This window comes from Streptococcus didelphis DSM 15616 (assembly GCF_000380005.1).
GTDB lineage: Bacteria > Bacillota > Bacilli > Lactobacillales > Streptococcaceae > Streptococcus > Streptococcus didelphis.
The window spans coordinates 498,255-524,407 of record NZ_KB904188.1; the positions used below are offsets into that span (position 1 = coordinate 498,255).

General features: G+C 35.1%; 28 protein-coding genes. 7 read left to right on the plus strand and 21 right to left on the minus strand.

The features are described 5' to 3' along the window. Nucleotides 1–12: 12 nt before the first annotated feature. The 8 genes from dprA to ylqF form a co-directional block, all read right to left on the minus strand. Nucleotides 13–861 carry a DNA-processing protein DprA gene (dprA, locus tag A3GU_RS0102515; protein WP_018365969.1) on the minus strand — a complete coding sequence of 283 codons (849 nt, stop codon included), beginning with the start codon at nt 859–861 and terminating at the stop codon, nt 13–15. A gap of 128 nt (nt 862–989) precedes the next feature. After that, nucleotides 990–1,538: a sugar O-acetyltransferase gene (locus tag A3GU_RS0102520; RefSeq protein WP_018365970.1), complete on the minus strand. Its 549-nt coding sequence runs from the start codon at nt 1,536–1,538 to the stop codon at nt 990–992. A 158-nt stretch (nt 1,539–1,696) separates the two neighbouring features. Then, entirely contained in the window at nt 1,697–2,710 is a 1,014-nt protein-coding gene (locus A3GU_RS0102525) for a siderophore ABC transporter substrate-binding protein (protein WP_018365971.1), read from the minus strand. A 77-nt stretch (nt 2,711–2,787) separates the two neighbouring features. After that, the gene (locus A3GU_RS0102530) at nt 2,788–3,552 is read right to left on the minus strand and encodes an iron ABC transporter ATP-binding protein (protein WP_018365972.1); all 765 of its coding nucleotides are present in this window, start codon (nt 3,550–3,552) and stop codon (nt 2,788–2,790) included. Next, nucleotides 3,549–4,511, minus strand: a complete 963-nt coding sequence (locus A3GU_RS0102535) for an iron chelate uptake ABC transporter family permease subunit (protein ID WP_018365973.1) — start codon at nt 4,509–4,511, stop codon at nt 3,549–3,551. Before A3GU_RS0102535 ends, A3GU_RS0102530 begins: the two co-directional genes overlap by 4 nt. Beyond that, nucleotides 4,511–5,476, minus strand: coding sequence for an ABC transporter permease (locus tag A3GU_RS0102540; protein ID WP_018365974.1), 966 nt, complete (start codon nt 5,474–5,476; stop codon nt 4,511–4,513). The genes A3GU_RS0102535 and A3GU_RS0102540 overlap by 1 nt, the downstream gene beginning before the upstream one ends. Nucleotides 5,477–5,698: 222 nt before the next feature. Further along, a complete protein-coding gene (locus A3GU_RS0102545; RefSeq protein WP_018365975.1) occupies nt 5,699–6,487 on the minus strand; it encodes a ribonuclease HII in 789 nt (262 codons plus the stop codon). Beyond that, nucleotides 6,471–7,325 (minus strand): ribosome biogenesis GTPase YlqF, encoded by an 855-nt coding sequence (ylqF, locus tag A3GU_RS0102550; RefSeq protein WP_018365976.1) that lies wholly within the window; start codon nt 7,323–7,325, stop codon nt 6,471–6,473. The genes A3GU_RS0102545 and ylqF overlap by 17 nt, the downstream gene beginning before the upstream one ends. 249 nt (nt 7,326–7,574) lie before the next feature. On the opposite strand from ylqF, the gene A3GU_RS0102555 reads away from it, so the two are divergent. The 3 genes from A3GU_RS0102555 (at nt 7,575) to A3GU_RS0102565 (ending at nt 9,657) form a co-directional block, all read left to right on the plus strand. After that, nucleotides 7,575–8,030, plus strand: coding sequence for a DUF1836 domain-containing protein (locus tag A3GU_RS0102555; protein ID WP_018365977.1), 456 nt, complete (start codon nt 7,575–7,577; stop codon nt 8,028–8,030). Beyond that, nucleotides 8,014–8,664 carry a PAQR family membrane homeostasis protein TrhA gene (gene trhA / locus A3GU_RS0102560; protein ID WP_018365978.1) on the plus strand — a complete coding sequence of 217 codons (651 nt, stop codon included), beginning with the start codon at nt 8,014–8,016 and terminating at the stop codon, nt 8,662–8,664. The genes A3GU_RS0102555 and trhA overlap by 17 nt, the downstream gene beginning before the upstream one ends. 87 nt (nt 8,665–8,751) lie before the next feature. Beyond that, nucleotides 8,752–9,657 (plus strand): diacylglycerol/lipid kinase family protein, encoded by a 906-nt coding sequence (locus tag A3GU_RS0102565; protein WP_018365979.1) that lies wholly within the window; start codon nt 8,752–8,754, stop codon nt 9,655–9,657. Between the two features lie 132 nt (nt 9,658–9,789). Here the strand turns inward: A3GU_RS0102565 and A3GU_RS09910 are convergent, their stop codons facing one another. The 3 genes from A3GU_RS09910 to A3GU_RS0102580 all read right to left on the minus strand — a co-directional run bounded on the left by A3GU_RS09910 (nt 9,790) and on the right by A3GU_RS0102580 (nt 12,178). Further along, entirely contained in the window at nt 9,790–10,143 is a 354-nt protein-coding gene (locus A3GU_RS09910; RefSeq protein WP_018365980.1) for a hypothetical protein, read from the minus strand. Between the two features lie 12 nt (nt 10,144–10,155). Then, complete coding sequence (locus A3GU_RS10175) at nt 10,156–10,311, minus strand: hypothetical protein (protein WP_018365981.1); 156 nt, start codon at nt 10,309–10,311, stop codon at nt 10,156–10,158. A gap of 322 nt (nt 10,312–10,633) precedes the next feature. Next, nucleotides 10,634–12,178 (minus strand): ABC-F family ATP-binding cassette domain-containing protein, encoded by a 1,545-nt coding sequence (locus A3GU_RS0102580; RefSeq protein ID WP_018365982.1) that lies wholly within the window; start codon nt 12,176–12,178, stop codon nt 10,634–10,636. 220 nt (nt 12,179–12,398) lie between these two features. Here A3GU_RS0102580 and A3GU_RS0102585 point away from each other — a divergent pair, with 220 nt between their 5' ends. Then, nucleotides 12,399–13,649: an aminotransferase-like domain-containing protein gene (locus A3GU_RS0102585; RefSeq protein WP_018365983.1), complete on the plus strand. Its 1,251-nt coding sequence runs from the start codon at nt 12,399–12,401 to the stop codon at nt 13,647–13,649. A gap of 48 nt (nt 13,650–13,697) precedes the next feature. Here the strand turns inward: A3GU_RS0102585 and A3GU_RS0102590 are convergent, their stop codons facing one another. From A3GU_RS0102590 to A3GU_RS0102635, 10 genes are all read right to left on the minus strand, one after another. After that, complete coding sequence (locus tag A3GU_RS0102590) at nt 13,698–14,030, minus strand: ATP cone domain-containing protein (protein ID WP_371130784.1); 333 nt, start codon at nt 14,028–14,030, stop codon at nt 13,698–13,700. Nucleotides 14,031–14,307: 277 nt separating this feature from the next. After that, a complete protein-coding gene (gene cls, locus A3GU_RS0102595; protein ID WP_169333483.1) occupies nt 14,308–15,906 on the minus strand; it encodes a cardiolipin synthase in 1,599 nt (532 codons plus the stop codon). 159 nt (nt 15,907–16,065) lie between these two features. Continuing rightward, nucleotides 16,066–17,736: a formate--tetrahydrofolate ligase gene (locus tag A3GU_RS0102600; protein WP_018365986.1), complete on the minus strand. Its 1,671-nt coding sequence runs from the start codon at nt 17,734–17,736 to the stop codon at nt 16,066–16,068. A gap of 127 nt (nt 17,737–17,863) precedes the next feature. Further along, complete coding sequence (gene lplA, locus A3GU_RS0102605; RefSeq protein WP_018365987.1) at nt 17,864–18,883, minus strand: lipoate--protein ligase; 1,020 nt, start codon at nt 18,881–18,883, stop codon at nt 17,864–17,866. A 46-nt stretch (nt 18,884–18,929) separates the two neighbouring features. Next, a complete protein-coding gene (locus tag A3GU_RS0102610) occupies nt 18,930–19,823 on the minus strand; it encodes an SIR2 family NAD-dependent protein deacylase (RefSeq protein ID WP_083906188.1) in 894 nt (297 codons plus the stop codon). Then, complete coding sequence (locus A3GU_RS0102615; RefSeq protein WP_018365989.1) at nt 19,810–20,616, minus strand: protein-ADP-ribose hydrolase; 807 nt, start codon at nt 20,614–20,616, stop codon at nt 19,810–19,812. Before A3GU_RS0102615 ends, A3GU_RS0102610 begins: the two co-directional genes overlap by 14 nt. Then, nucleotides 20,609–20,941: a glycine cleavage system H family protein gene (locus A3GU_RS0102620; RefSeq protein ID WP_018365990.1), complete on the minus strand. Its 333-nt coding sequence runs from the start codon at nt 20,939–20,941 to the stop codon at nt 20,609–20,611. The genes A3GU_RS0102615 and A3GU_RS0102620 overlap by 8 nt, the downstream gene beginning before the upstream one ends. A gap of 41 nt (nt 20,942–20,982) precedes the next feature. Then, nucleotides 20,983–21,981 carry an LLM class flavin-dependent oxidoreductase gene (locus A3GU_RS0102625; RefSeq protein ID WP_018365991.1) on the minus strand — a complete coding sequence of 333 codons (999 nt, stop codon included), beginning with the start codon at nt 21,979–21,981 and terminating at the stop codon, nt 20,983–20,985. Continuing rightward, nucleotides 21,978–23,177 carry an NADH-dependent flavin oxidoreductase gene (locus A3GU_RS0102630; protein ID WP_018365992.1) on the minus strand — a complete coding sequence of 400 codons (1,200 nt, stop codon included), beginning with the start codon at nt 23,175–23,177 and terminating at the stop codon, nt 21,978–21,980. Before A3GU_RS0102630 ends, A3GU_RS0102625 begins: the two co-directional genes overlap by 4 nt. Beyond that, a complete protein-coding gene (locus A3GU_RS0102635; protein ID WP_018365993.1) occupies nt 23,174–24,010 on the minus strand; it encodes a lipoate--protein ligase family protein in 837 nt (278 codons plus the stop codon). The genes A3GU_RS0102630 and A3GU_RS0102635 overlap by 4 nt, the downstream gene beginning before the upstream one ends. A gap of 222 nt (nt 24,011–24,232) precedes the next feature. Between A3GU_RS0102635 and A3GU_RS0102640 the strand changes: the two genes are divergently transcribed. Genes A3GU_RS0102640 through A3GU_RS0102650 form a run of 3 tightly spaced genes read left to right on the plus strand, consistent with a single transcriptional unit; the run spans nt 24,233 to nt 26,079 of the window. Continuing rightward, on the plus strand, nt 24,233–24,919 hold the full coding sequence (locus A3GU_RS0102640) for a phosphopantothenate--cysteine ligase (RefSeq protein WP_281167212.1): 687 nt from the start codon (nt 24,233–24,235) through the stop codon (nt 24,917–24,919). Then, the gene (gene coaC, locus A3GU_RS0102645) at nt 24,912–25,454 is read left to right on the plus strand and encodes a phosphopantothenoylcysteine decarboxylase (RefSeq protein ID WP_018365995.1); all 543 of its coding nucleotides are present in this window, start codon (nt 24,912–24,914) and stop codon (nt 25,452–25,454) included. Before A3GU_RS0102640 ends, coaC begins: the two co-directional genes overlap by 8 nt. Before the next feature lie 52 nt (nt 25,455–25,506). Continuing rightward, the gene (locus A3GU_RS0102650) at nt 25,507–26,079 is read left to right on the plus strand and encodes an ECF transporter S component (protein ID WP_018365996.1); all 573 of its coding nucleotides are present in this window, start codon (nt 25,507–25,509) and stop codon (nt 26,077–26,079) included. Nucleotides 26,080–26,153: the final 74 nt, after the last annotated feature.

Genomic DNA, 26,153 nt, shown 5'->3' on the forward strand with positions numbered 1-26,153 from the left:
TAGGAAGAAAGTTTAATAAAAATCAAGTTCCGAAATAATATCTAAGCCTGAGGTAACACACTTTGCACCCTCTTTTATGAGCTGATTACACCCATGGGAATGAGGTTCTACGATATTACCTGGAATAGCAAATACCTCACGACCTTCTTCTAAAGCAATCTTACAACTAATAAGGCTACCTGATCGTATTTTAGCATCTGCCACCAAGACACCAGGTGCTAGCCCCACTATAATCCGATTTCTTTCTGGGAAATGACATGATAAAGGAGCTTCATCGGGACCATATTCACTTAGTAATAGATGATTTGTAGCTATGTACTGCTGTAGCTTTTTATTTTCCTTAGGATAGAAATGATTGAAACCTGAACCAATTACTGCTATTGTATTTCCACCATTTTTTAGAGCACTTAAATGTGCAGCTGTATCTATTCCTCTGGCAAGGCCACTTACAATAACATAGACTTTGTTGAGTTGTTCAATGATATCTTGTACGGACTTTATACCGATTTCCGAGGCTTTCCGAGCTCCTACAACAGCTAGTTTAGGATAGTTTAATAAGTCTAAATTCCCTTGATAAAAAAGAAGAACAGGGGGATTATAAATTTCACTTAGCAATGGAGGATAGTTTTTATCCAGCAAAGAAAGTGAGGGAAAGAGATTAAATTCCTTGCGTAATAACTTTGTATCCAGTACTTTATATTTTTCTATAAATTTAATAGGATCTTTGCAGTTAGAAACTACAGCTATATCCCTTAAAGACAGATGAGATTTCTTTGTATCTTTTAAATAATTGATAATATTAATTAGATGATGATTTTTCAAGCCAGCTTTTTTCAACTTATATAGTTCAAAATTATTCATTTTATACCTCGCTATAGTATATATCCGAAAATAAAAAAAGATTTCTGCTTGTTTGGACTGTATTTTAAAAGTTTGATTTAAAAGTCAAACCTTTATAGCAGTTCATTTTTTACAGAATCTTTTTTAATTTATAATTGTTTTATTATTTTAGCTGGATTGCCCGCAAGAACTAGGTTATCTCCAAAAGATTTGGTAACAACACTTCCAGCACCTACTACTACATTATGACCCAGTGTCACGCCTGCTAGAATAGTTACTCCTCCACCCAGCCAAACATTGTGACCAATAGTTATTGGAGCACCGTATTCTAAGCCAGCAATACGGTCTGTAGCCTCTAAGGGATGTAGAGGGGTTAAAAATTGACAATTTGGTCCTATCATAGCATTATCACCAATTCTAATTTCACAGACGTCAAGCATTGTTGTGTTAAAATTGGCATAGAAATTTTCTCCAAGATGAATATTTGTACCATAATCACAAGCAAATGGAACTTCCATAAAGATAGTGTGACCTGTTGTTCCCAACCAGTTTTGTAAGAGAGAACTTCTTTTTGCACTATCTAGTTCAGCATTAAAACGTGAGATATTTTGGCGAGCTAGCCCTCGTAAGTCTCTTAAGTGACTGTCGCTTGCATTATAAAGTTCTCCAGCCAGCATTTTCTCATATTCAGTAACCATTTTTTCTCCCTAATATAGAATAACTTATAAAATATAATAATCTTTTCAAGCTATTATAGCATAAAAGACATAAGAAAAATACCCAAATTTAGAGTAAACAGAAGAGATTTTTTAAAGAATCTCTTCTGTTTAAACCTTAATTGGGTATTTTATTAGGATTATTTATCCATGAATGTTTGGATTTCTTTGATCATTCTAAGGCTGGCATTAATTCCACCTGCGTTGATATACCAATCTTTTCCATTTACTTGTAAGACATGGTTATTCTTAACAGCTTCTGTTTCTTTTACAACGTCGTTTTCAAGCACAGATTTTGCAGATGCTTTTTTACCGACAGTTGCACCACGGTCTAAAACAAATAGATATTTAGGATTTTTTTCTGATAAGTATTCAAATGAGATAGGAGTTCCGTGGGTATTGGCTTCTAATTCCTTATTAACAGAAGTAAATCCAGTATCGGTAAATAACCATCCAAATCGGCCAGAAGGTGCTTGAGCTAAGAGTTCTCCACCGTTAACCATTACAAATAAGGCTGAAGGATTTTTCTTATTAGCAACTGTTTTTTTCAGTGAAGACATAGCTTTAGCAAGTTTTTTATTATACTTTTTAACTGATTTTTCTTTATTGAAAATGTCACCATAGTTATTTAAACGCTCAGAAACGGCCTTTACAAATGGTTTTTTCACATCTAGTGAAGTATAAAGTATAGCTGCTTTTGGGGCTGCTTTTTTTAATTGTTCAATGTTTTGAACAGTAGCCGTTCTACCACCAATCATAATTAAATCTGGTTGCAGTTCTGCAACTACTTCAAAATTAGGTTCAAACAGGCTACCTGCATCACGATAAGAAGATTTTTCATAGATTTTTTGCGTTTTCTTATCAAACATCTTAAGTCCATTTTGTGCTTTAGGTACAGCAACAATGTTATCTTCTAGACCAAGAGCAGTTAAACTATCTAAAGCACCTGGATCAAAGACAATAACTTTTTTAGGATTTTTTTGGATTTTAATGGTTTCAGAAATAGTTTTTTTCTCGCTATTACTTTCTTTGCCTGTACGAGCCATAAAGTTATTTTCAATTGTAACAGTATCTTCTTTAGCAAATACTGGAGAAGTTACTCCTAAAGCACAACAAGTAACAAGACTTATTAGTAAAATCATTAATTTTTTCATATTTCCACCTTTATTTTTAAATGGGGCCTAGGGTTTATCGTCTTTTGATTAAAATAAGATCAGTGCTGGATATTATCCTAATCTAAATCATAATAAACACAGAATTTACGCTGATTAACTGTTTCTATTGCAATGGGAAAGTCAAATAATTCTTTTAATAATCTTTCTGTTAAAAGATTCTCTGTATTTCCATGTGCAATAAGTTTTCCTGCTTTCATCGCTAAAATCTGGTCAGAATAGTGAGAAGCAAAATTAATATCGTGAATCACAAAAATAATTGTTTTTTGGCGTTCTTTTACAAGGCGCCTTAATAAAATCATTAACTGGACAGAATGCTTTAAGTCTAAGTTGTTAAGTGGTTCATCCAAAAGAATATAGTCTGTATCTTGTGCCAGAATCATTGCAATAAAGGCCCTTTGAAGCTGACCTCCACTAAGTTGATCAATATAGCGATCAGATAAAGATAAGAGTTCCATATCTGCTAAGCTTTGCTCTATAACGTATTTATCTGTCTTATCTAATCGTCCTCTAGAATAGGGAAAGCGACCAAAAGATACTAGTTCTTTGACAGTCATCTTTAAAGAAAGTTGATTACTTTGTTTAAGAAATGCTAATTTTTTAGCTAAACTTTCTTTAGGATAATCTAGTAATGACTGTTCTTCCAGACAAACTTCTCCAGAATCAGGGGACATAAGGCCACTTAAAAGGCTTAATAGGGTACTTTTCCCGGATCCATTTGGACCAATTATGGCTGTCAATTTCCCCTTAGCTATTGTGGTAGATAAATTGTCAATAACACAGTTGCTTTGATAGGATTTTTTTAGTTCTTTTAATTCAATCATAAATTATTTCCTTTTTTGATAACAATATATATAAAGTAAGTTCCCCCTAAAACATTAAGTAATACATTAAACGGTACTTCAAAGTGTAATATATTTTGAGTCAGTAATTGACCCCCAATTAAGGTAATCATTGCGATTAGAGAACTAGCTGGTAACAATATATGATGTTTATAAGTCGGAAATAACTTATAAGTGAGAGAAACCACTAAGAGACCAAAAAAGGTAATAGGGCCAACCAAGGCTGTCGAAACAGCTACAAGAATCGAAACCAGTATAAATAATCTCAGTATATATCTATTGTAATCAACTCCTAAACTAATGGTACGGTCTTTTTCAAGTAATAAAATATCCAAATAAGCTAAATCATGTCTCATGATAGCTATCATAAGTCCTACAATAATGAAGGACCATATGAGTAAGTTAGGATTAATGGCATTAAAACTTGTAAATAGACGTGCTTGAAGAATGAAGAATTCATTTGGGTCAATCAATAACTGAAAAAATGAAGTCAAGGATTGAAAGAGACTATTCATTATAAAACCAATGAGTAAAATAAAATAGATAGAATATCCTCTTTTTTGAAATAGAATTTTGAAAAGAAAAATTGCAAAACAAAACATTATCCCTAAAGAGAGGAAATAGTGTAAACTAGAATTAAATTGTAACATTCTTGAAGAACCTATAAAGAATACTAATAAGGTCTGTATTAGAATATAAAGGTTATCAAGACCAATAAGGCTAGGAGTTAGTATCCTATTGCTAGTAATCGTTTGAAAAATCAAGGTTGCTAGAGCCCCACAGAAAGCTGTTAACAAAAGAGCAAGCAAGCGTTGGTAGCGACTTGATAAAATATATATAAGAAGCTCAAGGTTAGCATTATCAAAAGGAATACCATAAAAGAGATAAGCTAATAATATGGTCATTAAGATTAGAATTAGAATTATGAATTTTCTCTTCATTAGACCATTCTCCCACTTCTTTTAAGTAAAATAGCAAGAAATGTGATGCTTCCTAAAACTCCCATAATAAGCCCAATGGGAATTTCATAAGGAAAAATGAGCAGTCTACCTACAATATCACAGACCATAACAAGATTGGCTCCTGCTAAGGAAGTTAATACTAGATTATTCCTTAATAAATCACCTTTTACCAAACGAACAAGATTAGGTACGACAAGTCCTAAAAAGGGTAACATTCCTACTACCGTAATAACTAAAGATGTCATAATAGATACAATGATAAAACCTAATAAGAGCCAGAAATCATAGGAAAGTCCAAGGTTTTTAGCCATTGATTCTCCTAGGCTAACAATTGTAAATTGATGAGCAAATAAATAGGTTATTAATAAACATGGCAGAGCAAAGTAAAGTAATTCATAACGATGCGATGTGACAATAGCAAAATTTCCTTGCAGCCAACTGTTTAGGGATTGTAAAATTTGGTACTTTGTCCCTAATAAGGTAGCAAAACCGCTTACAAATTGTCCCAACATTAAGCCCATTAAGGGAATGTAGATGTCGTCTTTAAATTTAATCCATTTTAAGATAAGGACAAAGAATAAGGAACCGCAGATAGCAAAAAGGGAGGCTAGAATCAATTGCAGTATCAAGCTAGCTTGATTAAAAAAGATAAGACAAATAACAATACCTAATTTAGCCCAATCCATTGTTCCAATTGTGGTCGGTGAGACAAACTGATTCCTGGTTAGGAGTTGCATAATCAACCCACAAACTGACAAGGCAGCTCCTGCAATGATAATACTAATTGTTCTAGGTATTCTACTAGTTAACAAAATATGTATTTGTGATTCACTAAGTGTTAAACCATCTTGCAAAGCTAGTGTTTTAACACCTATTAATATAGAAAAAAGAGACAGTAAAACTAAGATAACTCCCAGCACTGGAGTTGAAAAAAATCTTTTCATGCTATCTCCTTAATAATTTAAAAGCTTGTTGTCGATGCTGACAACGTTTTTATTTTAACATACGACTAATATAATAAGCAATAAGATAAGGAGAATCTGCTATATAATAGATTCTCCTTTTAAGTTATGGTAACTAGCTTTTTTACTCTTATGATTCTAAAAATTTATTTCAATTAAATAAGAAGGAAACTTTTATAGATTGACCTTTAGGTCGGACTTCATTTAAGGATTGTCTTTTTGTAATAAGCTTTTTATAGGTTCAAAACTCTTACGATGGATTGGGGTAACCCCTAGCTTACTAAGTCCTGCTAAATGTGCTTTTGTTCCATAGCCAGCGTTTTTATGAAAATCGTAGCCTGGGAATATCTTGTCATAATCACACATGATATTATCTCTAGTAACCTTGGCAATAACTGAAGCAGCCGCAATTGAAAGGGAATTAGCATCTCCTTTTATAATAGCTTGCTGAGGAAGATTACTCTCCAAAGACATGGCATCAATCAAAAGATAGTCTGCCTGTGCTACTTTTCCTTCTAGATTAGCTAGTGCTTCTAGCATTGCTAATTTAGTAGCCTGGTAGATGTTAACTTGATCAATAATGTGATTATCAACGATACCAATTCCGATGGCTAGTGCTTTATCTTGAATAGCTTTATAAAGCTTTTTATGATTTGCTTTGGATATTTTTTTGGAATCATTTAAGCCAGTAATCTTACAATTAACAGGTAAAATAACAGCTCCTGCTACTACAGGACCTGCTAGTGGACCTCTTCCTACTTCATCAATCCCTGCAATTGCTTTGTAACCTTTTAAATAAAGTTCCCTTTCATAAGTCAACATCATGTCCAGGCGCTCTTCTTCTTTTATAAAGGCTTCTAAGGCCTTTCTTTTAGCGTTTAAAGCTTGTTGGACACCAAGGCGACTGTCAGTCTCTAAATCGGTAAAAAGAGGATCAGTGAGCTCTGTGACAGCAGCTAGTTGGGCCTTGATTTCTTTAATTGTTAAAACCATCGTCATCACCCACATGGTCTAAGGTGTAGACTCCTAATTTACCATCACGGACTTCTTTAATAAAAAGATTATAGAAACGGTCGTAATCTTCCTTGAAACCTAATTTTTTAGTCATATCCATAATGATTTCAGGGACTTCATTTTCTAGCTCAATCCCTTTATACCGTTCTTTTAAACGTTGTGGGTAATTTTCTATAAAGAAATTGAGACCAAATATGGTTACTTCATCAAGTGGCAAAAGTTGATCTTTAATAGCGCCAGTGAGGGCTAACTTCAGACCAACCAAGTCATCTTCAAATTTTGGCCACAAGATACCTGGAGTATCTAAAATTTCTAAATCTTTATTAGATTTTAACCATTGTTGGCCCTTTGTTACACCAGGTTTATTACCTACTACTGCTATTTTTTTACCAGCTAAGCGATTCATCAGGGTAGATTTGCCTGCATTTGGAATACCAATAATCATAGTACGTAAGGTTTCTTTTTGAATTCCTCTGTCGCGGAGCTTCTGTATTTTTTCAGCCATTAGTTGCTTAGCAGTATCTGTGACCTTTTTTACAGTTGCTTGTTCTTTAGAGTTGATAGCAAGGGTTTTAATGCCTTGACTTTCATAAAAATGACACCATTCTTTTGTACGACTTTGATCTGCTAAATCAGCCTTATTTAAAATCATCAATTTAGGCTTATCACCTACAATTTTGGTTAACATGGGATTTTGACTCGATAAAGGAAGTCTCGCATCCACTAAGATAGTTACGAAATCTACATGTTTTAAGTTTTCTTGAACCTGTCTTCTGGCCTTGGACATATGTCCAGGAAACCATTGAATAATTGCCATGAGTTTGTAATTCCTTTCATATCAGAGAGTTAAGTTTATCTAGTTTATTACTAAATATTCAGAATTGTTTATTTCTTATTATTTTTAATTTGAAATTTTTAACGTTTTTAAAAATAACTGTTGGTAAAACATAAATCACTACTATTATAACATATATCTTTTATAAAGAATCTTATCACTTTTTTATTTGCTATTTGGTTTATTTAAATATATAATCTAGTTATTAAGACTAGATTGAGGACTTATGATATGATTAATAATCAACTTCCAAGATGGGAGCAATTACCTGATATAGATTTGTACTTAGATCAGGTTTTACTATATGTCAACCAAAATACTTTATTGACAGAAAATACTGATCAAAAAAATCTGACAGCTTCAATGGTCAATAATTATGTTAAACATGCTTATATGGAAAAACCTATCAAAAAAAGATATAGTAAGCATCAAATTGCCCGTCTCATTGCTATTGCTGTTTTAAAAAATACCTTTCCTATACAAGAAATTAGTAAGGTCTTAAATAACTTACAAAAGCAATTAAGCTCCGAGACTTTGTACAATATTTTTGTTAGTTATTGGAATGACGGTCAAAAAGCTGATACACCTGAAATTATCATTAATGCTTGTAAAACAGTTAAATATTATCAAAAAACCTTTGATCTCATCAATCAATATATGGAGGAAAATAATGAATCAAACTTTTAAATATAGCCTACCTTTAGCTTTTGGTGAGGAAGTTGCTAACGCAGTGACACATGGTATCGGTGCATTGATCATGCTCTTTTTATTACCTATTTCTGCTATTTTCACCTATCAACAGTATGGTGCTAAAGATAGTTTAGGTGTCTCGATCTTTATTATTAGTCTTTTCTTAATGTTTCTTTCTTCTACGATTTACCATTCAATGTCTTATGGAACACCCCAAAAGTATATTCTCCGCATCATTGACCACAGTATGATTTATATTGCAATTGCTGGTAGTTACACACCAGTAGCTCTATCTTTAGTTGGAGGTTGGATTGGCTATACCATTATCATTTTACAATGGACCACAACTATTTTTGGTATTCTATACAAAATATTTGTTAAGAATGTCAATGAAAAATTTAGTTTAAGTCTTTATCTCTTCATGGGATGGTTAGTTGTCTTTGTTATTCCGATCATTCTTCCTAAAATGTCTACTGCTTTTGCTATTTTAATGTTACTAGGTGGTTTATCCTATACAATTGGCGCTGGTTTTTATTCTAAAAAGAAACCTTATTATCATATGATTTGGCATCTCTTTATTCTTCTAGCTTCTGCCCTCCAGTTTATTGCTATTGTTTTTTACATGTTATAAATTTCATTGCATAAAATGGGTCTTTTAAAAGAAAATTTAATAATTAGTGGTATAATGATTTCAAGCGTTTAAAGAAAGGATAGGATTATGAAATCTGTCGCAATTTTTTTCAATCCTAAGTCTGGTAAAAAAAAGGATAATTTAGCTGAAGAAGTTAAAGAAGCTCTTGTTAGAAGAGGATTTTTACCAGAAGATATTTCCATAATTATACCAGAAAGTGCAGACCATGCTTTTTCTCAAGCACGGAAAGTTTCCAGTGAAAATATCGATTTAATCATCCCCTTGGGTGGTGATGGTACAATCAGTAAAATTATTGGAGGGGTCTACGAAGGTGGTAAGCATTCAAAAATAGGGCTTATTCCTTCTGGTACTGTTAATAATTTTGCCAAAGCACTTCATATTCCTCTTGAATTTGACTCTGCTCTCGATAATATTGTTAATGGCCATGATAAAAAGATTGATATTTGTAAAGTTAAAGACCATCAGTATATGATCAGTAGTTTAACTCTAGGCCTTCTTGCAGATATTGCCGCTGATGTAACTCCTGAAGAAAAACGAAAATTTGGACCTTTTGCTTTTTTAAAGGATAGTTATCGTATTTTAAAACAAAATAGGTCTTATTCTATTATTATTCAAAACCAAGAATTTAAGATGGAATCCCGTACTAAATTTTTATTGATTACCATGACGAATACTATTGCTGGTTTTCCTTCCTTTTCACCAGATGCTTTGGTTGATGATGGCCTTCTTCAGGTTTATACGATGAAAAAATTATCTTTTTTTAAATTTCTCTTCCATATTAATGAATTCAGAAGAGGGGATTTTTCAAAAGCTGAAGAAATTTCTCACTTTCATTGTCATTCATTGGAATTATTGCCATTGACTCATAAAAAATCCTCACGACCTAGAACACGAATTGATGGTGATAAAAGCTCTGCTATTCCCCTATCCCTAGAGGTCTTGCAAAAAGCCGTAACGGTCATTGTTCCCTAAGCATGACAGATCATCTCGCTAGGGTTATTAGACATTATCCTTATAAAATAAATACAAAAAAGAGACTACAAGAGCCTCTTTTTTGTATTATCTAAAATATAGTTAATGCTGTCTTATCGAATTAAGTCGTTTTTAAGAGTCGCTACCATCATGTAATTGGTTTAACTTCTCATTAATAGTTTTGTTTGCTGAAGTTGAGTAGTCTTCTACTTTATTTTTAACCTTATCAAATGTCTCACCGACAGACTGTCCTGCACGTTCAGAGTAATGAGTTAAACTGTCTTTTGAGTCTTCTAATTTATCTGAGGCGAGGTTAACTAAACTATCACTCATTGATTTGAGAGATCCTATTAAATCGTCTAATTTTTGACTACTGTCATCAATGATTTCTTTTTTGTCATTATCTGCTAGAGATAAATAAGCAATTGTTGCAGCTAGAGATCCTACTGCTAATCCAATTAGTAATCCTTTTTTCTTAGAGTTCATAGATTGAACCTCCTATTTTTTTAGCTTACGGTCGTTGATAATTTTTTTAGCTAACTTTATTGCTGGAAGAACAAGTAAAACTAGCTGGAATAAATCAGCCTTATTAACTTTATTTTTCCCATTGTGAGTCGTTTTCATTTTCTGTGATTTATTTTTTCCAAATATCATACTCTTAGCCTCTTTTCACATTTATTTTATAGTAATAATGCTATATTTTATTCTCTTAAATAGGTCCATTTAAAAGTGACTACTTTAATATCACTAAATAATGGTTAATTAAATTTATAAAATATTTTTTATTAAATAATTAGTGTACAAAACCTATTAAAATAAGTTTATTTAGAAGTGACTATTTATTTAATTATTTATGTTGTCATTATATAATTTACTTGTTCTCTAGTCAAGTATTTTGCATTTTATAAATTAAAAAACTAGGATAGGATACATCTGTTGTCACAAGAGACAAATCAAACGATCACTATAGCTAGTTTTACAATAATTGATTAAAATCCCAGACGTCACTTACCCAATCTTGGTAAAACTCTGGTTCGTGACAAACCATTAAAATAGATCCCTTAAAAGCTTTTAGAGCTCTTTTGAGTTCTTCTTTTGCATCTATGTCTAGATGGTTTGTTGGTTCGTCTAAGACCAAAACATTGTTTTCACGATTCATTAATAGACAAAAACGTACTTTTGCCTGTTCTCCACCTGAAAGTACTTGGATTTGGCTTTCAATGTGTTTAGATGTAAGTCCACATCTTGCAAGGGCAGCACGAACTTCAGCTTGATTTAAAGCAGGAAAAGCATCCCAAACAGCTTCTAATGGTGTTTGGCGGTTACCTCCTGCAACCTCTTGTTCAAAGTATCCTAGTTCAATAAAATCTCCACGCTCTACTTGTCCGCTTAAAGGTTCAATTATACCTAAGAGGCTTTTTAAAAGAGTTGATTTTCCTATTCCATTAGCTCCTGTAATAGCAATTTTTTGGTTTCTCTCAAACTTTAAGCTTAAAGGCTCTTTAGTTAAGGCTTTATCATAACCAATAATAAGTTCTTTTGTTTGAAAAATGAAACGACTAGGAGTTCGGCCTTCTTTAAACTCAAAACTTGGTTTTGGCTTTTCGGATTGTAGTTCAATGATATCCATTTTGTCTAATTTTTTCTGACGAGACATAGCCATATTTCGGGTGGCTACACGCGCTTTGTTTCGATTAACAAAATCCTGGAGCTCTGCAATCTCTTTTTGCTGTCTTTGATAAGCTGCTTCTAGCTGGGATTTTTTCATTTCATGGACTTCTTTAAATTGATAATAGTCTCCTGAGTATCTCACCAAGTCCTGGTTCTCAACATGGTAGACAATATTGATAACGTCATTTAAAAAAGGAATATCGTGAGAAATAAGGACAAAAGCATTTTCGTAATTTTGTAAATACCGTTTTAACCAATCAATATGTTCAGCATCTAAATAGTTAGTTGGCTCATCTAGTAATAAGATATCTGGTTTTTCTAATAATAATTTTGCTAGTAAAATTTTTGTTCGTTGTCCACCTGATAATTCGGTAACATCTGAATCCATACCAAAATCCATGACACCTAAGGCTCTAGCTACCTCGTCAATCTTAGCATCTAGGGTATAAAAATCTCTAGATTCAAGTCTATCTTGGAGTTCACCAACTTCTTCCATTAAGGCATCTACATCAGCATTCTCATCAGCCATGGACATATAAATATCATTAATACGACTTTCTGTTTTAAATAATTCATCAAAAGCTGTACGTAAGACATCTCTTACAGTTTGTCCAGGATTTAGAACTGTATGCTGATCGAGATAGCCGGCGGTCACATACTTAGACCATTCTACTTTTCCTTCGTCAGGTTGTAAATGGCCTGTAACAATACTCATAAAGGTTGATTTTCCTTCACCATTTGCCCCAATTAGGCCAATGTGTTCCCCTTTTAATAGCCTAAATGATACATTTTCAAATATAGCTCTGTCACCAAATCCGTGACTTAAATTTTTAACTTCTAATATACTCATTTTTACATCCTTAATAATCACTAAAAAAGCCGCCTAGGCGACCTTAAGATATGCTCATTATGGCAAAAATAAACTTATTTGTCAATTTAGATCTTTGAAAGCTACTTAACCCTTACTTAATTGATAGGATTGTTTTTTAGATCGGCGTCTTAATAAGCCTTGTAAGTTTATCCAGATTAAGCTACAATAAGTACAAATTTAAATGGTATGGGGACATTTTATGGTAAGTAAATACAAAGAAATCAGTGATGACATTCAAAGGCAGATTAAAGAGGGAAAACTTAAAAAAGGAGATCGTATTCCTTCTATACGCCAGCTAAGCAGTAGCTACGCTTGTAGTAAGGACACTGTTCAAAGGGCTTTATTAGACTTAAAATATAAGCAAAAATTATATGCTGTCCCTCAAAGTGGTTATTATGTTTTAGATAATTATCAATTAACAGAACTAGCACCTTACTTTAGTTTAAAGGAGTACAACAACCTTGCTTACAATGATTTTCGCCTTTGTCTTAACGAGGCATTAACTGGAAAAGAAACCTATCTTTTTAACTATTATCATCAGGAAGAAGGCTTAAAGGAATTACTTTTTTCACTTAAAAACTATTTGTCTGGAAGTGCTATTTATACAAATCTTAATCACATTGTAGTTACTTCCGGTAGTCAGCAAGCTCTCTATATCCTATGTCAAATGCCTTTTTTGTCGAATAAGGAAGTTATTCTCTTAGAAAGGCCAACCTACCAACGTATGGAAAGTCTAGTGAGAGCCCTCAATTTGCCCCTTCAATTTATCGAAAGAACTAGTGACAGTATTGATTTGAAAGCTCTAGAAGACTTGTTTAAAACAGGAAATATTAAGTATTTTTACACGATTTCTAGATATTCTAATCCCTTGGGTTTATCCTATTCACGCAAAGAAAAAGAAGCTATAGTTGAACTTGCTCATCGTTATCAAGTTTATATTATTGAGGATGATTACCTGGGTGATTTTGCAAAAACAAGTGAACCTGCCCTTCATTATTATGATACAAATGAAAGAGTTATCTATCTTAAGTCATTTTCTATGAGTATTTTTCCAGCTCTGCGTCTAGCTAGTCTAGTTTTACCTACAAGCTTACTTAAAACATTTTTAGCTTATAAGTCACTTATAGATCTTGACACTAATCTTTTAATGCAAAAAGCCCTGTCTCTGTATTTGGATAATGGGATGTTTGATAAGAATTTAAAGTATATTAAAACCTTTCTCCAGAAAAAAACAAAATCCCTATTAAGCTATTTAGACAAATACTATCCAGAATTAGATTATCATGTAACAGCCCAGCATATTATTATTTCTTGTTTTCCTAGTATTCAGCAATTAAAACTAGCTAAAGAGAAATCTCTTGATATTATAAAAACAAAAGAAGCTTATTATATTCGTTTTCTCATTAATGATGCTACGGCTAGTCAGATAGATAATATTTTTAAAGAATAGTGAAAAAGATAAAAGACTCAACTACTTAAAAATAGTCGAGCCTTTTTGTTATTTTGTCTGTTCAAATCTCAAATGCACGATAATACTATCACCGTAACCATTTCTTTCTAAATCACGTTGAAGTCTATATGAAATATAATGCTCTGCTATATTAATGTAACCAGCATCCATTAAACGGTTTTCAACCAAGGATTGAATTATATTGATGGTTGGTTTTTCAACACGAGCTTCTTCTAGGTCGATGATAACTTTTTTAGTGACTTGAGCAAGATTCTGACGCCAAGTTTCATCAATAATATAGACTGTTTGAGCAGCTTTAAGGATAGCTTGATATATCTTTTCTGGATCAAAGTCAGCAACCTGTCCATCACGCTTAATTATTTGCATTTCCTAGCCTCATTTCATTTGTTTTCATCTTATTTACATTATGCAAATCTTTTTATCTTTTGTCAAGTCATTGCCTCAGAAGTCCCGTATTTAAAACAGAAAAAAACCTTTACCAAATTGGTAAAGGTTGGGGGCATTCAATGAATGTGATAAAAGGGTTCACACAATTTATCAAAGTCGGCTCCTGCCTTAATGACCTCCCCAGCGTGATGTGGTAAAATACCACAATCGACTCATCGCATAAGCTAATCATAACAGAAAAAAAGTGTAATTACAATAGGGGAGCAATAGTTTTTACTACTAATCCTATTAATTTTTGATGCCAAGGCCTTGTGTTAACCTCGTGAATAGTAATAAGCTTAGATTCTTTTAAGGTTTGTTCAAAATCCTTTATAATATCAGAAATAACCTCAACCCGGTATAAGTAAATGGCACATTCAAAATGATGATATAGACTTCTATAATCCAAATTAATTGAACCTACGACAGCTTTTATATTATCACTGACAAAAACTTTAGAGTGGACAAAGCCAGGGGTATATTCATAAATTTTAACCCCTGAGGACATTAAACCTTTGTAGTAGGTTTTGGCTAATGCAAAGGCAATTGCCTTATCAGGAATTGCTGGCATAATGATACGAATATCAACTCCACGTTCTGCAGCAAAACGAATAGCATGCTCCATCTCACTATCTAAAATGAGATAAGGAGACATGATATAAACATATTCTTTAGCATGGTTAAGGATATCAATATAGACATTCTCCCCCACCTTATCAGTATCCAAGGGAGAATCACCATAAGGGATTACATAGCCATCTGAATGTGTGGTTTCTGTGTGGGGTGATAGGTAGGGATCAATAATTAATTCATCTTCTGTGATAGACCACATTTGTAAAAATAAGAGTAAGAAGCTATCGACAGCGTGGCCAGAAATCATGATACCAGCATCTTTCCAGTGACCAAAACGTTCTTTTTCATTAATATATTCATCAGCTAAATTAATACCACCAGTATAAGCCACTTCTCCATCAATAACGATAATTTTCCGGTGATCCCGGTAATTATAATAGGTGGAAATAAAAGGAGATATTGGTAAAAATGATTTTGCTTTGATACCAATATTTTCCAATCTCTGGGCATAATCCGAAGACAAGGTGGACAATTCATTCATGCCATCATAGAGAACTCTGACTTCTACCCCTTCTTTAACCTTAGCTTCTAAGATTGTTAAAATTTCTCCCCACATTAAGCCTTCAGCAATGATAAAAAATTCTAAAAAAATATATTTTTTGGCCTTGAAAAGTTCTTTTTTCAAACTTTCAAAGAAATCCTCACCAGTTGAGAAGTAGGTGGATTTTGTATTATCATAAACCGGAAAACGAGCCCTGCTTCTTTGTAAATACTGTACTAAGTGATAGGTTGTATTAGTGTTATTTTTTAAAACATTTACAATATCATTATCATTTTTTAAATAAGGCCTGCTTTCTTCAACAAGTTGATTAATGCGTTTCTTTAACCCCTGCGAACCCCAGTCTAATTTAGTATAGACCAAGAGTAAGGAGCCTAATAAAGGAGCAATCATAATCAAAATTAGCCAGGTCACCCTCGAAATAGCATCCATCTCACTATTAACCAAGTAGAGAACTATGATAACTGCAAAAATTGTCTCTACAATTGTTAGCCAGTAACGGTACTGCTCCATCCAAGCATAGGATTGTACAATAAAAAAGACCTGTAAGAAAATCAAGAGAGCAATTAAAGTGGCTCTACTAAAAATTCCTCTTAAAAAACCACGCTTACTTTTATGAAGTAAATGTTTTACCTTTATTTTTTTATTTATTGTCTGCCCCTCCGATGCTTTTAATATCACATATTATATCATATTAAGACCAAGAAGGGCTCAAGTTTAGCACCAAAGATTGGCTTTTTATAGAATAGCTAAGCAGGTATGATAATTCAGGAGAATAACAAGCATTAAAAAGAGACCAACTTGTAAGTTGACCTCTAAAAGAATTGGAAACTTGTTCTAGAATAATCCTAGGGCAACACCATCTTCACTGACATCCATATTTAGGGCTGCTGGAATTTTAGGTAGGCCTGGCATTGTCATAACATCTCCTGTTAAGGCAACGATAAAACCAGCACCTGTTTTTGGAACAAATTCACGAATAGTAATATCAAAGTCTGTCGGAGCTCCTAATAATTTAGGATTATCTGAAAAGCTATACTGTGTTTTTGCCATACAAACCGGTAACTTGTCCCATTCATATGCCTTGAACTGTTTAAGTTGATTTTTGGCTTTGGCAGAAAATTGGACTGATTTACCACCATAGATTTCCTTAACAATCAGTGTGATTTTAGTCTCGATTGAGTCATCCTTGTCATAAATTGGTTTAAAGTTACTTTGGCTATTTTCAATAACTTCTACAAGTGTTTGAGCAAGCTCAACTCCACCTTCTGCTCCATTTGCCCAAACGCTAGCTAGCTCTACAGGAACATTAATTGCTTTACATAATTCCTTTAGAGTATCTATTTCTGCCTTGGTATCAGTGACAAATTCATTAATAGCAACAATAACTGGTAAGCCATATTTGCGAATATTTTCAACATGACGTTTTAAATTTGCAAATCCTTCTTTAAGAGCTGAGATATTTTCAGTATTGAGACTTTCTTTAGCAAGGCCTCCATGCATTTTTAGGGCACGAAGGGTTGCAACTATAACTACAGCGTCTGGATCTTTAGGTAGATTTGGTACTTTAATATCTAAAAATTTTTCTGCCCCTAAATCTGCCCCGAAACCAGCTTCAGTAACGGTATAGTCTGCTAAACGCAGGGCCGTAGATGTGGCAATGACAGAATTACAACCATGAGCAATATTTGCAAAAGGGCCTCCATGTACCAAGGCAGGTGTTCCATAAATGGTTTGAACTAGATTAGGCTTAATGGCATCTTTTAAGATTAATGTTAAGGCGCCTTCTACCTTGAGGTCTCTGACATAAATTGGTTTTTTATCATGATCATAAGCGATTACTATGCTAGCTAATCGTTCTTTTAAGTCGTTTAAGTTTCTAGCTAAGCATAGAATTGCCATAATTTCAGAGGCCACTGTAATATCAAAACCATCTTCTCTAGGAATACCATTTAAAGGTCCTCCTAGACCAACGATAACTTGACGTAAAGCTCGATCATTTAAATCGACTACCCGTTTCCAAATGATACGTCTTTGGTCAATACCTAATTTATTTCCTTGTTGGAGATGATTATCAATAAGTGCAGACAAAGCATTATTAGCTGTAGTAATAGCATGCATGTCGCCTGTAAAATGCAGATTAATATCTTCCATAGGTAAAACTTGAGCAAAACCGCCCCCAGCTGCACCACCTTTTATACCCATGACTGGACCTAAAGAGGGTTCACGAAGAGCAATCATTGTTTTTTTGCCAATCTTATTTAAAGCATCTGCTAAACCAATACTCATAGTTGATTTGCCTTCTCCCGCAGGAGTTGGATTAATAGCAGTTACTAAAATGAGCTTACCAGTTTTTTCTGATTCTAAAGAATTGATTTTGTCAAAAGAAAGTTTTGCCTTGTACTTGCCATAAAGCTCAATATCATCGTCGTCTATTCCGACTTTTTTAACAATGTCAATGATTGGTTTTAGGACGACACTTTGGGCGATTTCGATATCTGATTTCATGATAACTCCTCAATTTTACGTAATGACGTCATTATATCACAATTTATTCCAGGCGTATATTTATTTGAATTATAACAGATATTGTTCGTTTTTTATTCTATTTAAACTAATAAAGATGTCTTTTTAATCAAGAAAATATCAAATCTACTAATTCTTCTGCTGTAATAGCTCCTAAGTAAGGGGTTAAATCAATTGAATTGAGGGTAGCTAAGACGTCTTCTTTTTCCATTCTTGTTCCGATCAGGTGATCTTCAAGCTCTGCAATGTCTGCCTTTCCAAAAAAGTCTCCGTAAATGCGACAAGCTGCAATGTAGCCTTTTTCAATATCTAAATGAAGGTCAACAGTTCCACCGACAAAACGGCCATCCCTGTGGTAACAGTATTGTGGCGCATTGCCATAATTCCATTCCCAATTTTTATATTTACGCTCTGTTAAAGCATCAATCTGTTGCCAATCTTCTTCCGTTAAGTCATAGCGCTTAGCTTGGCTAATTGTCTCAATCTTCAGTAATTGACAAACTATTAAATCTTTGAACTCTTCAATCGTGATGCTTTGGTATTGCGGTGCTAAATGTTCTCTAATATTACCAACGCGGCTACGAACTGACTTGATTCCTTTTGATTCAATTTTTTTGCGATTAGGATTGAGGACCTTTTCCATGGCTTCAAAATCCACATCTAAAAGAAGAGAATATCCACCATAAACACGCCCACCAGCAATAGTCATTGCAGCGCCAGATACCTTTTTCCCATCAATAATCAAATCATTTCGCCCAGACATTTCAACACCTGTTGCCCCCAAGTGATGAAGGGCTTCAATAGCAGGCTGGTAGGTTCTTTTAAAATCTCCAAAAATCCCATTATCATTGATAAGGTAACAAATGTTAACAGCTCCAGAATCGACATAAACAGCTCCACCACCAGTATCTCGTCGAACAACAGGGATATGATGTTCTTTTAAATAATCTTGATTGGTTTCCACGACTGCATTTTGAAATTTTCCAATCTCAACTTTGGGATCACAATAGTATGGAAATAAAATATCGTCATCTAAAAATAGATTTTCTTGAACATAGACTTGCATGGCTAGAGCAACAGCTCCATCAGTAATACGTTTTCCCTTACGAATTGGTTCAATAAGGTACATGTCAATCTCCTTTTCTATCTCTTACTTAACTACCTATTGGCACTGATTACGACTTTTGATAAATGGTTTTTGTGCTACCAATCAATTGTGCAATGTGTTGTGTCAATTCCAAACTTTGCTGTCTTATTGGCAGAGGCATGCGATAATGTTTGTGATTCAAGGTAACGAATAAAGCATTAGGATTTTCCGAGACGCGTTTCCAAAAGGGGTGTTTGATAAACTGGGGCGTCGTATGTCCCACACCAATTTCTAGATAAAGCACCTTACCTTCTTGATGTTCTGATAAAAAAGTCTCATAACGTGCTTTTTGCGCATGAAAGTCAGCATCTTCAACCATTCCTTTTTCTTCATTACGCTTATTGATTTCAAAAGGTGCTCCACATTTAGGGCAATGAGGAATAAGGCGATTTGGGACTTTCATGTTTTTTTGCTCTGCAATCATTTGACGGATAATATTATCATCCTTATAAGTTTGCTGATGGCAGTGCTGACTACATTGCCATAAGCCATATTCTCCTTGAATGTGAAAAATGTTATGAGGATCATAGTTGGCCACCCAAAAAGCATTATCAGCATTAGTGGTAATAATATGATAGTCTTTGGTTTCCAAAATCTCTTTTAAATCAAGATAAGATTGACCTACGGGTTGATCAAGATAATTCAAAGCGACAAAGCGACTTTGAAAAGCCCAATATTCTTGCCAATCTTCAAAATCAAAGAGACTAGCTTGCAACATATCCAAGAAGTGGTACTTAGCAATAAAATCTGGAAAGGCAGTCTCAAAACGTGGTCCGATATAAGTAAAGCCATCAGCTGCTGACATGCCAGCGCCAATACCAACTACAAGTGCATCTGCTTCTTTGATTAACTGGGCAAGTTGTTCTGCCTGGGTGAGGTTTTTCTGAGGATGGGTTATCGTTATCCAATTACTCACAGTCATTCTCCTTTTGTAAATAGGTGTCATATAAGACCTTGTCTTCTGATGTAAAGGTATTAAAAATGATAGCTAATTGTTCCGAATGTCTTGCCTGCCAATCCAATACTGTTTTAATAGCAATCTGAGCTGCTTCTTTTTTAGGAAAGCCAAATTCTCCTGTTGAAATAGAGCAAAATGCTAGGCTAGTAAGGCCTTCTTTAACCGCTAAATTAAGACAGGATCGGTAACAACGAGCTAACAAATCAGATCGAATCGAAGAAATAGGTTGTCCTTTAGCAATCCTTGGCCCTACGGTATGAATAATATAAGAGGCTGGTAGATGATAAGCACTGGTAAGCTTTGCTTGACCAATGGCTTCCTTACGACCTTGTTCAGTTATGATTGCCTGACATACTAAACGTAAACGGCTTCCAGCAAAGGTGTGAATAGCATTATCAATACAGCCATGATTAGGAATAAAGCATCCTAATAAGTCACTATTAGCTGCATTAACAATGGCATCTACCCCCAAATGCCTAATATCACCGTGGTAAAGAAAAAGATTGGTATAGTTAGTTTTTTGGCAGTCCTTGACTGATACAGGAACAAAGGAAGAGCACCAATCATCTAGGTAAGCATCTTCTAGTTGCAAGTAATCTTGTGACAAAGGCAAAGCAGGGCGCTGATTAATGAGGGACCGCCACAAGACCTGTCGTTCTGTTAAAGAATTAGGTAAGGGGCAGACCAGAGAATTGTTGCTCTGCTCTGCTTGCAACTGACCAATCATTTTCCCTAATAAGTCAAATGAATTAGGCATCTTCTAAGGCATCAAAACTTGCTTGGTCAACGTCTGTTAGCACAACAATCCAATTGTCCTCAGCTTTTTCTGAATTCAAAAGGGTTGGCGTTAGTGTTACTGCCTCATTTCGCTCAACAACTGTTCCAGCTAATGGTGATAAAACAGACATGACGGTCTTAGAAGCCTCTAAATTTAAGATAATGTCATCAACGGTAAGGTGGTCCTTATCAGTAAATTCAGCATAACCAATGGTACCAATATCGTCTTGTAATTCTGGTGTCATGCTAATAGTATAACGGTCATCAGTTTTCTCAATTAATAAGTAATTTGCAATTTTTTTCATTTTTTCTTTCCTTTCAGTTTGGGGAATTGTTTTTGATAAAGTTACAGGACCACGTACAAGTCTGCTAGAAGTTCTAAGGCTCGTTGTCTATTGGAAAATCCAGGAACTAAGGGGATAGCTAATAATTCGTCAGCTTGGCAAGCTTGTATCAGTCTATCCAATTGCTTTTTGACCGTCTGAGCTGAGCCAATAACCATGCGACTACGATTTGCTGCAATAGTTTCTTTTTGTTTCTCCGTTAAGGGGTAGTGTCTAGTCTCTTCAACATCAGGGTAGGTCTTAAACTCATTAAAATCTTGTTGGCCAAGCATCCAAATATCCAAAGGTTTAGCTAATGCTTCTGCTTCCTCATCGGTATCAGCAAGGACAACAAAAGTTGCTAATATAAGCTGAGGCTTCTTAAAATGACTAGATGGCTGGAAAGCCTGCCGGTAATGAGCAGCCACTCTTTGAGCTTCTGTAAGTGGATCTTTAGGCATATAAGGAAAAATACCAAAGGTATAGCCTAGTCCTAATTGCCCAGCTAATTGAGCTGTCTCTGTACTATTGCTCAATGGCCAAAGCTGCGGGTAGGCCTTTCCTTTCGGATTGACAGCAATAGGAAGGGGGTTGGGACTATCAGGTGACAGATAAGTAGATAATTCTTCTATCACTCGATTGTAGTCTCCCTTAGCGTGAATACTAGATAAGGCTCTCTGAACCAATGGTGTTCCTAGAGAATTCCCAATACCTAAATCAATACGATGAGGATGTAATGCTTCTAGCGTCATCATCCACTTCGCAATTTTAAAGCTACTATAATGTAAAGGCATAATACCTCCTGAGCCTATCCGAATCCGTTTGGTATGATCCGCCAAATGCATTATTAATAACTCTGGACTGCTGATTGCAAAGGCATGAATATTATGATGCTCTGCCACCCAAAATCGATGGAAACCAAGTTTATCAGCTACTTGTGCTAAACAGCGCGTTTCTAATAAAGCTTCTTGGGGCGTTTTTTCTTTATCAATCACCCCATAATCAAGAACACTAACTTTCATTCTTCCTCCTTGTAATATTGAGAAAGACTGCGAAAGAGCGCGCGGGATTCTTCAGGCAAGGATTCACCATAATCCATCAAAGGAACAATGTCTTTGAACGACGCTTGAGGAATGGCCAAACTTGCTAAATCCTCAGGACGAATCCTTAAACGAATAGTCTCTTCACACCCTTCTTTGATTTTATGAGCAAATTCTGGATCAACCACTAAGGGAGTTGAAGCTCCAACAAAGTCAGAATGGGCTAAGGCTTCGATTGCTTTCTCAGGAGTGTTAATACCTCCTGTTGCCATAACTGGTAACTGATTGTTCAAATGCTCCCAAACAATCTGATTAACCAATTGCCCATAGTAAGGACCAGGTGAACGAACGGTGTTTCGAAACACATGGTGTCCCCAACTTGCTATCGCTAAATAATCGAGTTCAGCAACTTCTAGTGCCCAATCCATCAGCTGTAAGAAATCTTCAATAGTGTAGCCAATGCTATGTCCCCTTGTTTCTTCAGGGGTGGCACGAAAGCCAAAAATAAAACCATCAGGAGCTTCCTGCTTAATCACCTGTTGAACAGCTTGCAGGACTGCCAAAGTTAATTTTGCCCGACTAGCAAGCGATTGGCCACCATAATCATCTGTTCGCTGATTAGAGAAGGTAGAGAAAAATGTTTGAATCAATAAGCGCTGTGCCGAAGACACTTCGACACCATCAAAGCCCGCTTGAATTGCCCGCCGGGTGGCCTGAGCGTAAGCTGCAATTAATTTCTCTATTTGCTGTCCTGTTAAGGGCTTGACTTCGTGAGCTTGTGGAGATCTTAACTGCATGTAACTGGGACCATAGACAAAGCCATATTTAGTCAAAGCATGACTAGCAAATCGGCCAGCGTGGGTCAGTTGTAAGACAGCTTTAGCTCCCTTTGCCTTCATCGCTTGAGATAACTTTTTCAAGCCAGGAATATCAGTATCTTTTGCGACACTAAAACCATATTCAAATAATTGTCCATAAGGATCCACATAGGCCGCTCCTGTAATTTGTAGAGGAGCTGATTCTGCTCGTCTCAAGGCATAGGATACATCTTCTTGAGTGACATAACCGTCTTTTGTGGACGAATTGGTCACCATAGGAGACAAGACAAAACGGTTGTCTAATTGACTCCCATTGGGCAAAATCAGAGGCTTGAATAAAGGACTAAATCTTTCGTTCATTCGCTTTCCTTTCTAGCGACTTCTAGCTGCATCCGCTCATGGACAGCATCAAAATTAGCCACTAAGGCTTGATCTGGACGTTTTTCAGTTAGGGAAAAGCCCAGTTGTCTCAAAGTCAAGTGGAGACGTGCAAGGACTTCTGCCACTGTAAAAGGCGTCTCAAGGAGTTCTGAAAGAGTTGCCATACATTCCGGATCAATTTGAGGGTAATTAACCTTGGTCACTTCTCCATGCTTTCCAGCTTCATAAAAAGCCTTGATGAGTTGACCACGCGCCGCTTGATCACCACAAACACTCAAGTAGATAGAGACCACAATCCCTTTTTTGATGCGGCGTTGGGCGATACCTGCAAACTTGCGGCCTGCAATACTGAGATCAAAATTACCAGGGCAATAGGACTTTTCAATTTCCATGTATTCAATAGGATGATAGTAGTCAGAAAAGGCGGCTCTAATCAGGTCAACCATCATTAAGTAGGCATTGGTAATACTGATAGGTTCTGAAAGCTGATCTGGAATAATTAAGGAAAAATTTAAAATCCCCTCGTCTGCCACAACAGCCAAACCACCAATATTACGAACAACAGGGTAATAACCTCTTCTTCTGAGCACTTGCTTCGCCAAATTAAGGTAAGGTAGTTGCCGATCCAACATACCTAAAATGACTGTATTGGCCATCGGCCATATATGCCAAATGATTTGATTAGGTTTCTGATTAATGGCTTTTAAAAATACTTCTGTCCATGCAAAAGGAGACAAGGCGTCATCTGCCTCTATCAATCCCTCGTCATACACTAAGATAGGCAAGTCCTGTAAATCCCGAATATCTAACACAATAGTTCCTTTCTTAGCTGCAATCGCTTCCCCTATTTTAACGTAAAAACCATATTTTCGCCACTATACTAAATCTCTTTCATTGTTTTTATCTTATTTTTATGAGTTTTCAAGAGTAAACGACAAATTACAAGACAGACTGTCTAAAGATAGTAACCAAGTGCTTTTTTTGTAAAAGGAACTTTCATTTACTATTACTTGTTTTTCTGTTAAAATATGGCTATGAAATTATTAATTACATCAGGTGGCACAACCGAACCAATTGATGCCGTCAGAGGCATAACCAATCATTCAACTGGTCAACTTGGCAAACTAATGGCCGAAGAATTTTTGAAACACCAGCATGAAGTGACCTTAGTAACGACTAAATCAGCTGTTAAACCAGCGGCGACAGACCGACTGACCATTATTGAAATCATAACAGTTAAGGACTTGATGGGTATCTTGCAAGAGCAAGTCCCTCATCATGAGTTTCTTATCCATAGTATGGCTGTCTCCGACTACACGCCTGTTTATATGACAGACTTGGAGGAGGTTGCTCAGGCAGAAAACCTTGACAAGTTTTTAACCAGCCACAATGGAGAACAAAAGATTTCGTCTCAGTCTGACTATCAGGTTCTTTTTTTGAAGAAAACATCTAAGGTTATTTCTTACATTAAGGAATGGAATCCTCAGATAAAACTAATTGGCTTTAAACTTCTCGTGAATGTCTCCAAGGAAGAATTAATTAAAGTAGCTCGTGCAAGCCTTCATCAAAATAAGGCTGACTATATTTTGGCTAATGATTTAAGTCAGATTAATGAATCAAACCATCAAGCACTCTTGGTAAGTGCTAAGGACAGTATTCCTCTTAAAACCAAGGAGGAAATAGCAAAAACGATATATGAGAAGGTAACAGAAAATGACTAAACGCATTACCCTAGCTGTAACTGGTAGTATCTCAGCCTATAAGGCTGCGGATTTGACCAGTCAATTAAGTAAATTAGGTTATTCCGTCACCATTTTAATGACACAAGCTGCTCAGGCCTTTATCACCCCTTTAACCTTACAAGTGTTATCGAAAAATACAGTTCATTTAGACCTTATGAAAGAAGATATTGTATCTAAAGTCAACCATATTGAACTAGCTAAAACCAGTGATTTATTTATAGTGGCACCCGCTTCTGCTAATACTATTGCTCATCTTTCCTATGGCTTTGCTGAGAATATCGTAACTAGTGTTGCCTTAGCTTTGCCTGAAACAACACCAAAATTAATTGCCCCTGCAATGAATACTAAAATGTATCTCAATCCTATTACTCAGGAAAATTTAGCTCGCTTATCACAAGCAGGCTACAAGGAGATTCCTCCCAAGTCATCTCTATTAGCATGTGGTGACCAAGGTAAAGGAGCTTTAGCAAATGTAGAAACGATAGTGGAAGCTATCATTGAACATTTAAACTAAAAATTATTACATTTCTATTATATAATAGAAACTTCAAGGAGCACGACTTTCTATGAACCGTCATAAATCATCTGATGTTGCAAGACTATCCATATTTATTGCCATTATGCTACTTATTCACTTCATTAGTTCCCTAGTTTTTAATTTATGGCCTGTTCCTATTAAACCAACCCTAATCCACATTCCAGTTATTGTGGCCTCTATATTATATGGGCCAAGATTGGGTGCCATCTTAGGAGGTGTAATGGGGATTATTAGTGTCGTTACAAATACTATTATTTTATTGCCAACCAGTTATCTCTTTTCACCATTTGTAACAAATGGGAACATTTATTCTTTTATTATAGCAATGGTTCCTAGAATTTTAATTGGTATCTTACCCTATTATTCTTACAAACTCTTATCCAATAAGTTTGGACTCATGATTTCTGGGATACTGGGCTCTCTTACAAATACTGTATTTGTTTTAGGGGGAATTTTTATCTTCTTTTCTTCTGTTTTTGGGAGAAATGTTAAGGTTTTTCTAACAGGAATTATCTCTACTAATGCCCTGGTTGAAATGCTCATCTCAGCTGTTATTGTTACAGCTTTAGTACCTACTCTTTCTAAATTGAATACTAAATAATATTAGAGGAGCCTGAATTTATTAGGCTTCTTTTTTTGGAACTATTCATGAAAAGGCTTGCAAACTCCTGCAAA

What these genes read in the sequence shown, in the direction of transcription:
- A3GU_RS0102650 (WP_018365996.1), top strand. Translation starts at nt 25,507, where the DNA reads ATGAACCGTCATAAATCATCTGATGTTGCAAGACTATCCATATTTATT.
- A3GU_RS0102615 (WP_018365989.1), bottom strand. Translation starts at nt 20,616, where the DNA reads ATGCCTAATTCATTTGACTTATTAGGGAAAATGATTGGTCAGTTGCAA.
- A3GU_RS0102585 (WP_018365983.1), top strand. Translation starts at nt 12,399, where the DNA reads ATGGTAAGTAAATACAAAGAAATCAGTGATGACATTCAAAGGCAGATT.
- A3GU_RS0102600 (WP_018365986.1), bottom strand. Translation starts at nt 17,736, where the DNA reads ATGAAATCAGATATCGAAATCGCCCAAAGTGTCGTCCTAAAACCAATC.
- trhA (WP_018365978.1), top strand. Translation starts at nt 8,014, where the DNA reads ATGAATCAAACTTTTAAATATAGCCTACCTTTAGCTTTTGGTGAGGAA.
- A3GU_RS0102555 (WP_018365977.1), top strand. Translation starts at nt 7,575, where the DNA reads ATGATTAATAATCAACTTCCAAGATGGGAGCAATTACCTGATATAGAT.
- A3GU_RS0102640 (WP_281167212.1), top strand. Translation starts at nt 24,233, where the DNA reads ATGAAATTATTAATTACATCAGGTGGCACAACCGAACCAATTGATGCC.
- A3GU_RS0102620 (WP_018365990.1), bottom strand. Translation starts at nt 20,941, where the DNA reads ATGAAAAAAATTGCAAATTACTTATTAATTGAGAAAACTGATGACCGT.
- A3GU_RS0102565 (WP_018365979.1), top strand. Translation starts at nt 8,752, where the DNA reads ATGAAATCTGTCGCAATTTTTTTCAATCCTAAGTCTGGTAAAAAAAAG.
- A3GU_RS0102520 (WP_018365970.1), bottom strand. Translation starts at nt 1,538, where the DNA reads ATGGTTACTGAATATGAGAAAATGCTGGCTGGAGAACTTTATAATGCA.
- A3GU_RS0102610 (WP_083906188.1), bottom strand. Translation starts at nt 19,823, where the DNA reads ATGACTGTGAGTAATTGGATAACGATAACCCATCCTCAGAAAAACCTC.
- dprA (WP_018365969.1), bottom strand. Translation starts at nt 861, where the DNA reads ATGAATAATTTTGAACTATATAAGTTGAAAAAAGCTGGCTTGAAAAAT.
- A3GU_RS0102630 (WP_018365992.1), bottom strand. Translation starts at nt 23,177, where the DNA reads ATGAACGAAAGATTTAGTCCTTTATTCAAGCCTCTGATTTTGCCCAAT.
- ylqF (WP_018365976.1), bottom strand. Translation starts at nt 7,325, where the DNA reads ATGGCAATTATTCAATGGTTTCCTGGACATATGTCCAAGGCCAGAAGA.
- A3GU_RS0102535 (WP_018365973.1), bottom strand. Translation starts at nt 4,511, where the DNA reads ATGAAGAGAAAATTCATAATTCTAATTCTAATCTTAATGACCATATTA.
- A3GU_RS0102530 (WP_018365972.1), bottom strand. Translation starts at nt 3,552, where the DNA reads ATGATTGAATTAAAAGAACTAAAAAAATCCTATCAAAGCAACTGTGTT.
- A3GU_RS0102580 (WP_018365982.1), bottom strand. Translation starts at nt 12,178, where the DNA reads ATGAGTATATTAGAAGTTAAAAATTTAAGTCACGGATTTGGTGACAGA.
- A3GU_RS0102525 (WP_018365971.1), bottom strand. Translation starts at nt 2,710, where the DNA reads ATGAAAAAATTAATGATTTTACTAATAAGTCTTGTTACTTGTTGTGCT.
- A3GU_RS0102625 (WP_018365991.1), bottom strand. Translation starts at nt 21,981, where the DNA reads ATGAAAGTTAGTGTTCTTGATTATGGGGTGATTGATAAAGAAAAAACG.
- A3GU_RS0102540 (WP_018365974.1), bottom strand. Translation starts at nt 5,476, where the DNA reads ATGAAAAGATTTTTTTCAACTCCAGTGCTGGGAGTTATCTTAGTTTTA.
- lplA (WP_018365987.1), bottom strand. Translation starts at nt 18,883, where the DNA reads ATGTACCTTATTGAACCAATTCGTAAGGGAAAACGTATTACTGATGGA.
- A3GU_RS10175 (WP_018365981.1), bottom strand. Translation starts at nt 10,311, where the DNA reads ATGATATTTGGAAAAAATAAATCACAGAAAATGAAAACGACTCACAAT.
- A3GU_RS09910 (WP_018365980.1), bottom strand. Translation starts at nt 10,143, where the DNA reads ATGAACTCTAAGAAAAAAGGATTACTAATTGGATTAGCAGTAGGATCT.
- A3GU_RS0102545 (WP_018365975.1), bottom strand. Translation starts at nt 6,487, where the DNA reads ATGGTTTTAACAATTAAAGAAATCAAGGCCCAACTAGCTGCTGTCACA.
- coaC (WP_018365995.1), top strand. Translation starts at nt 24,912, where the DNA reads ATGACTAAACGCATTACCCTAGCTGTAACTGGTAGTATCTCAGCCTAT.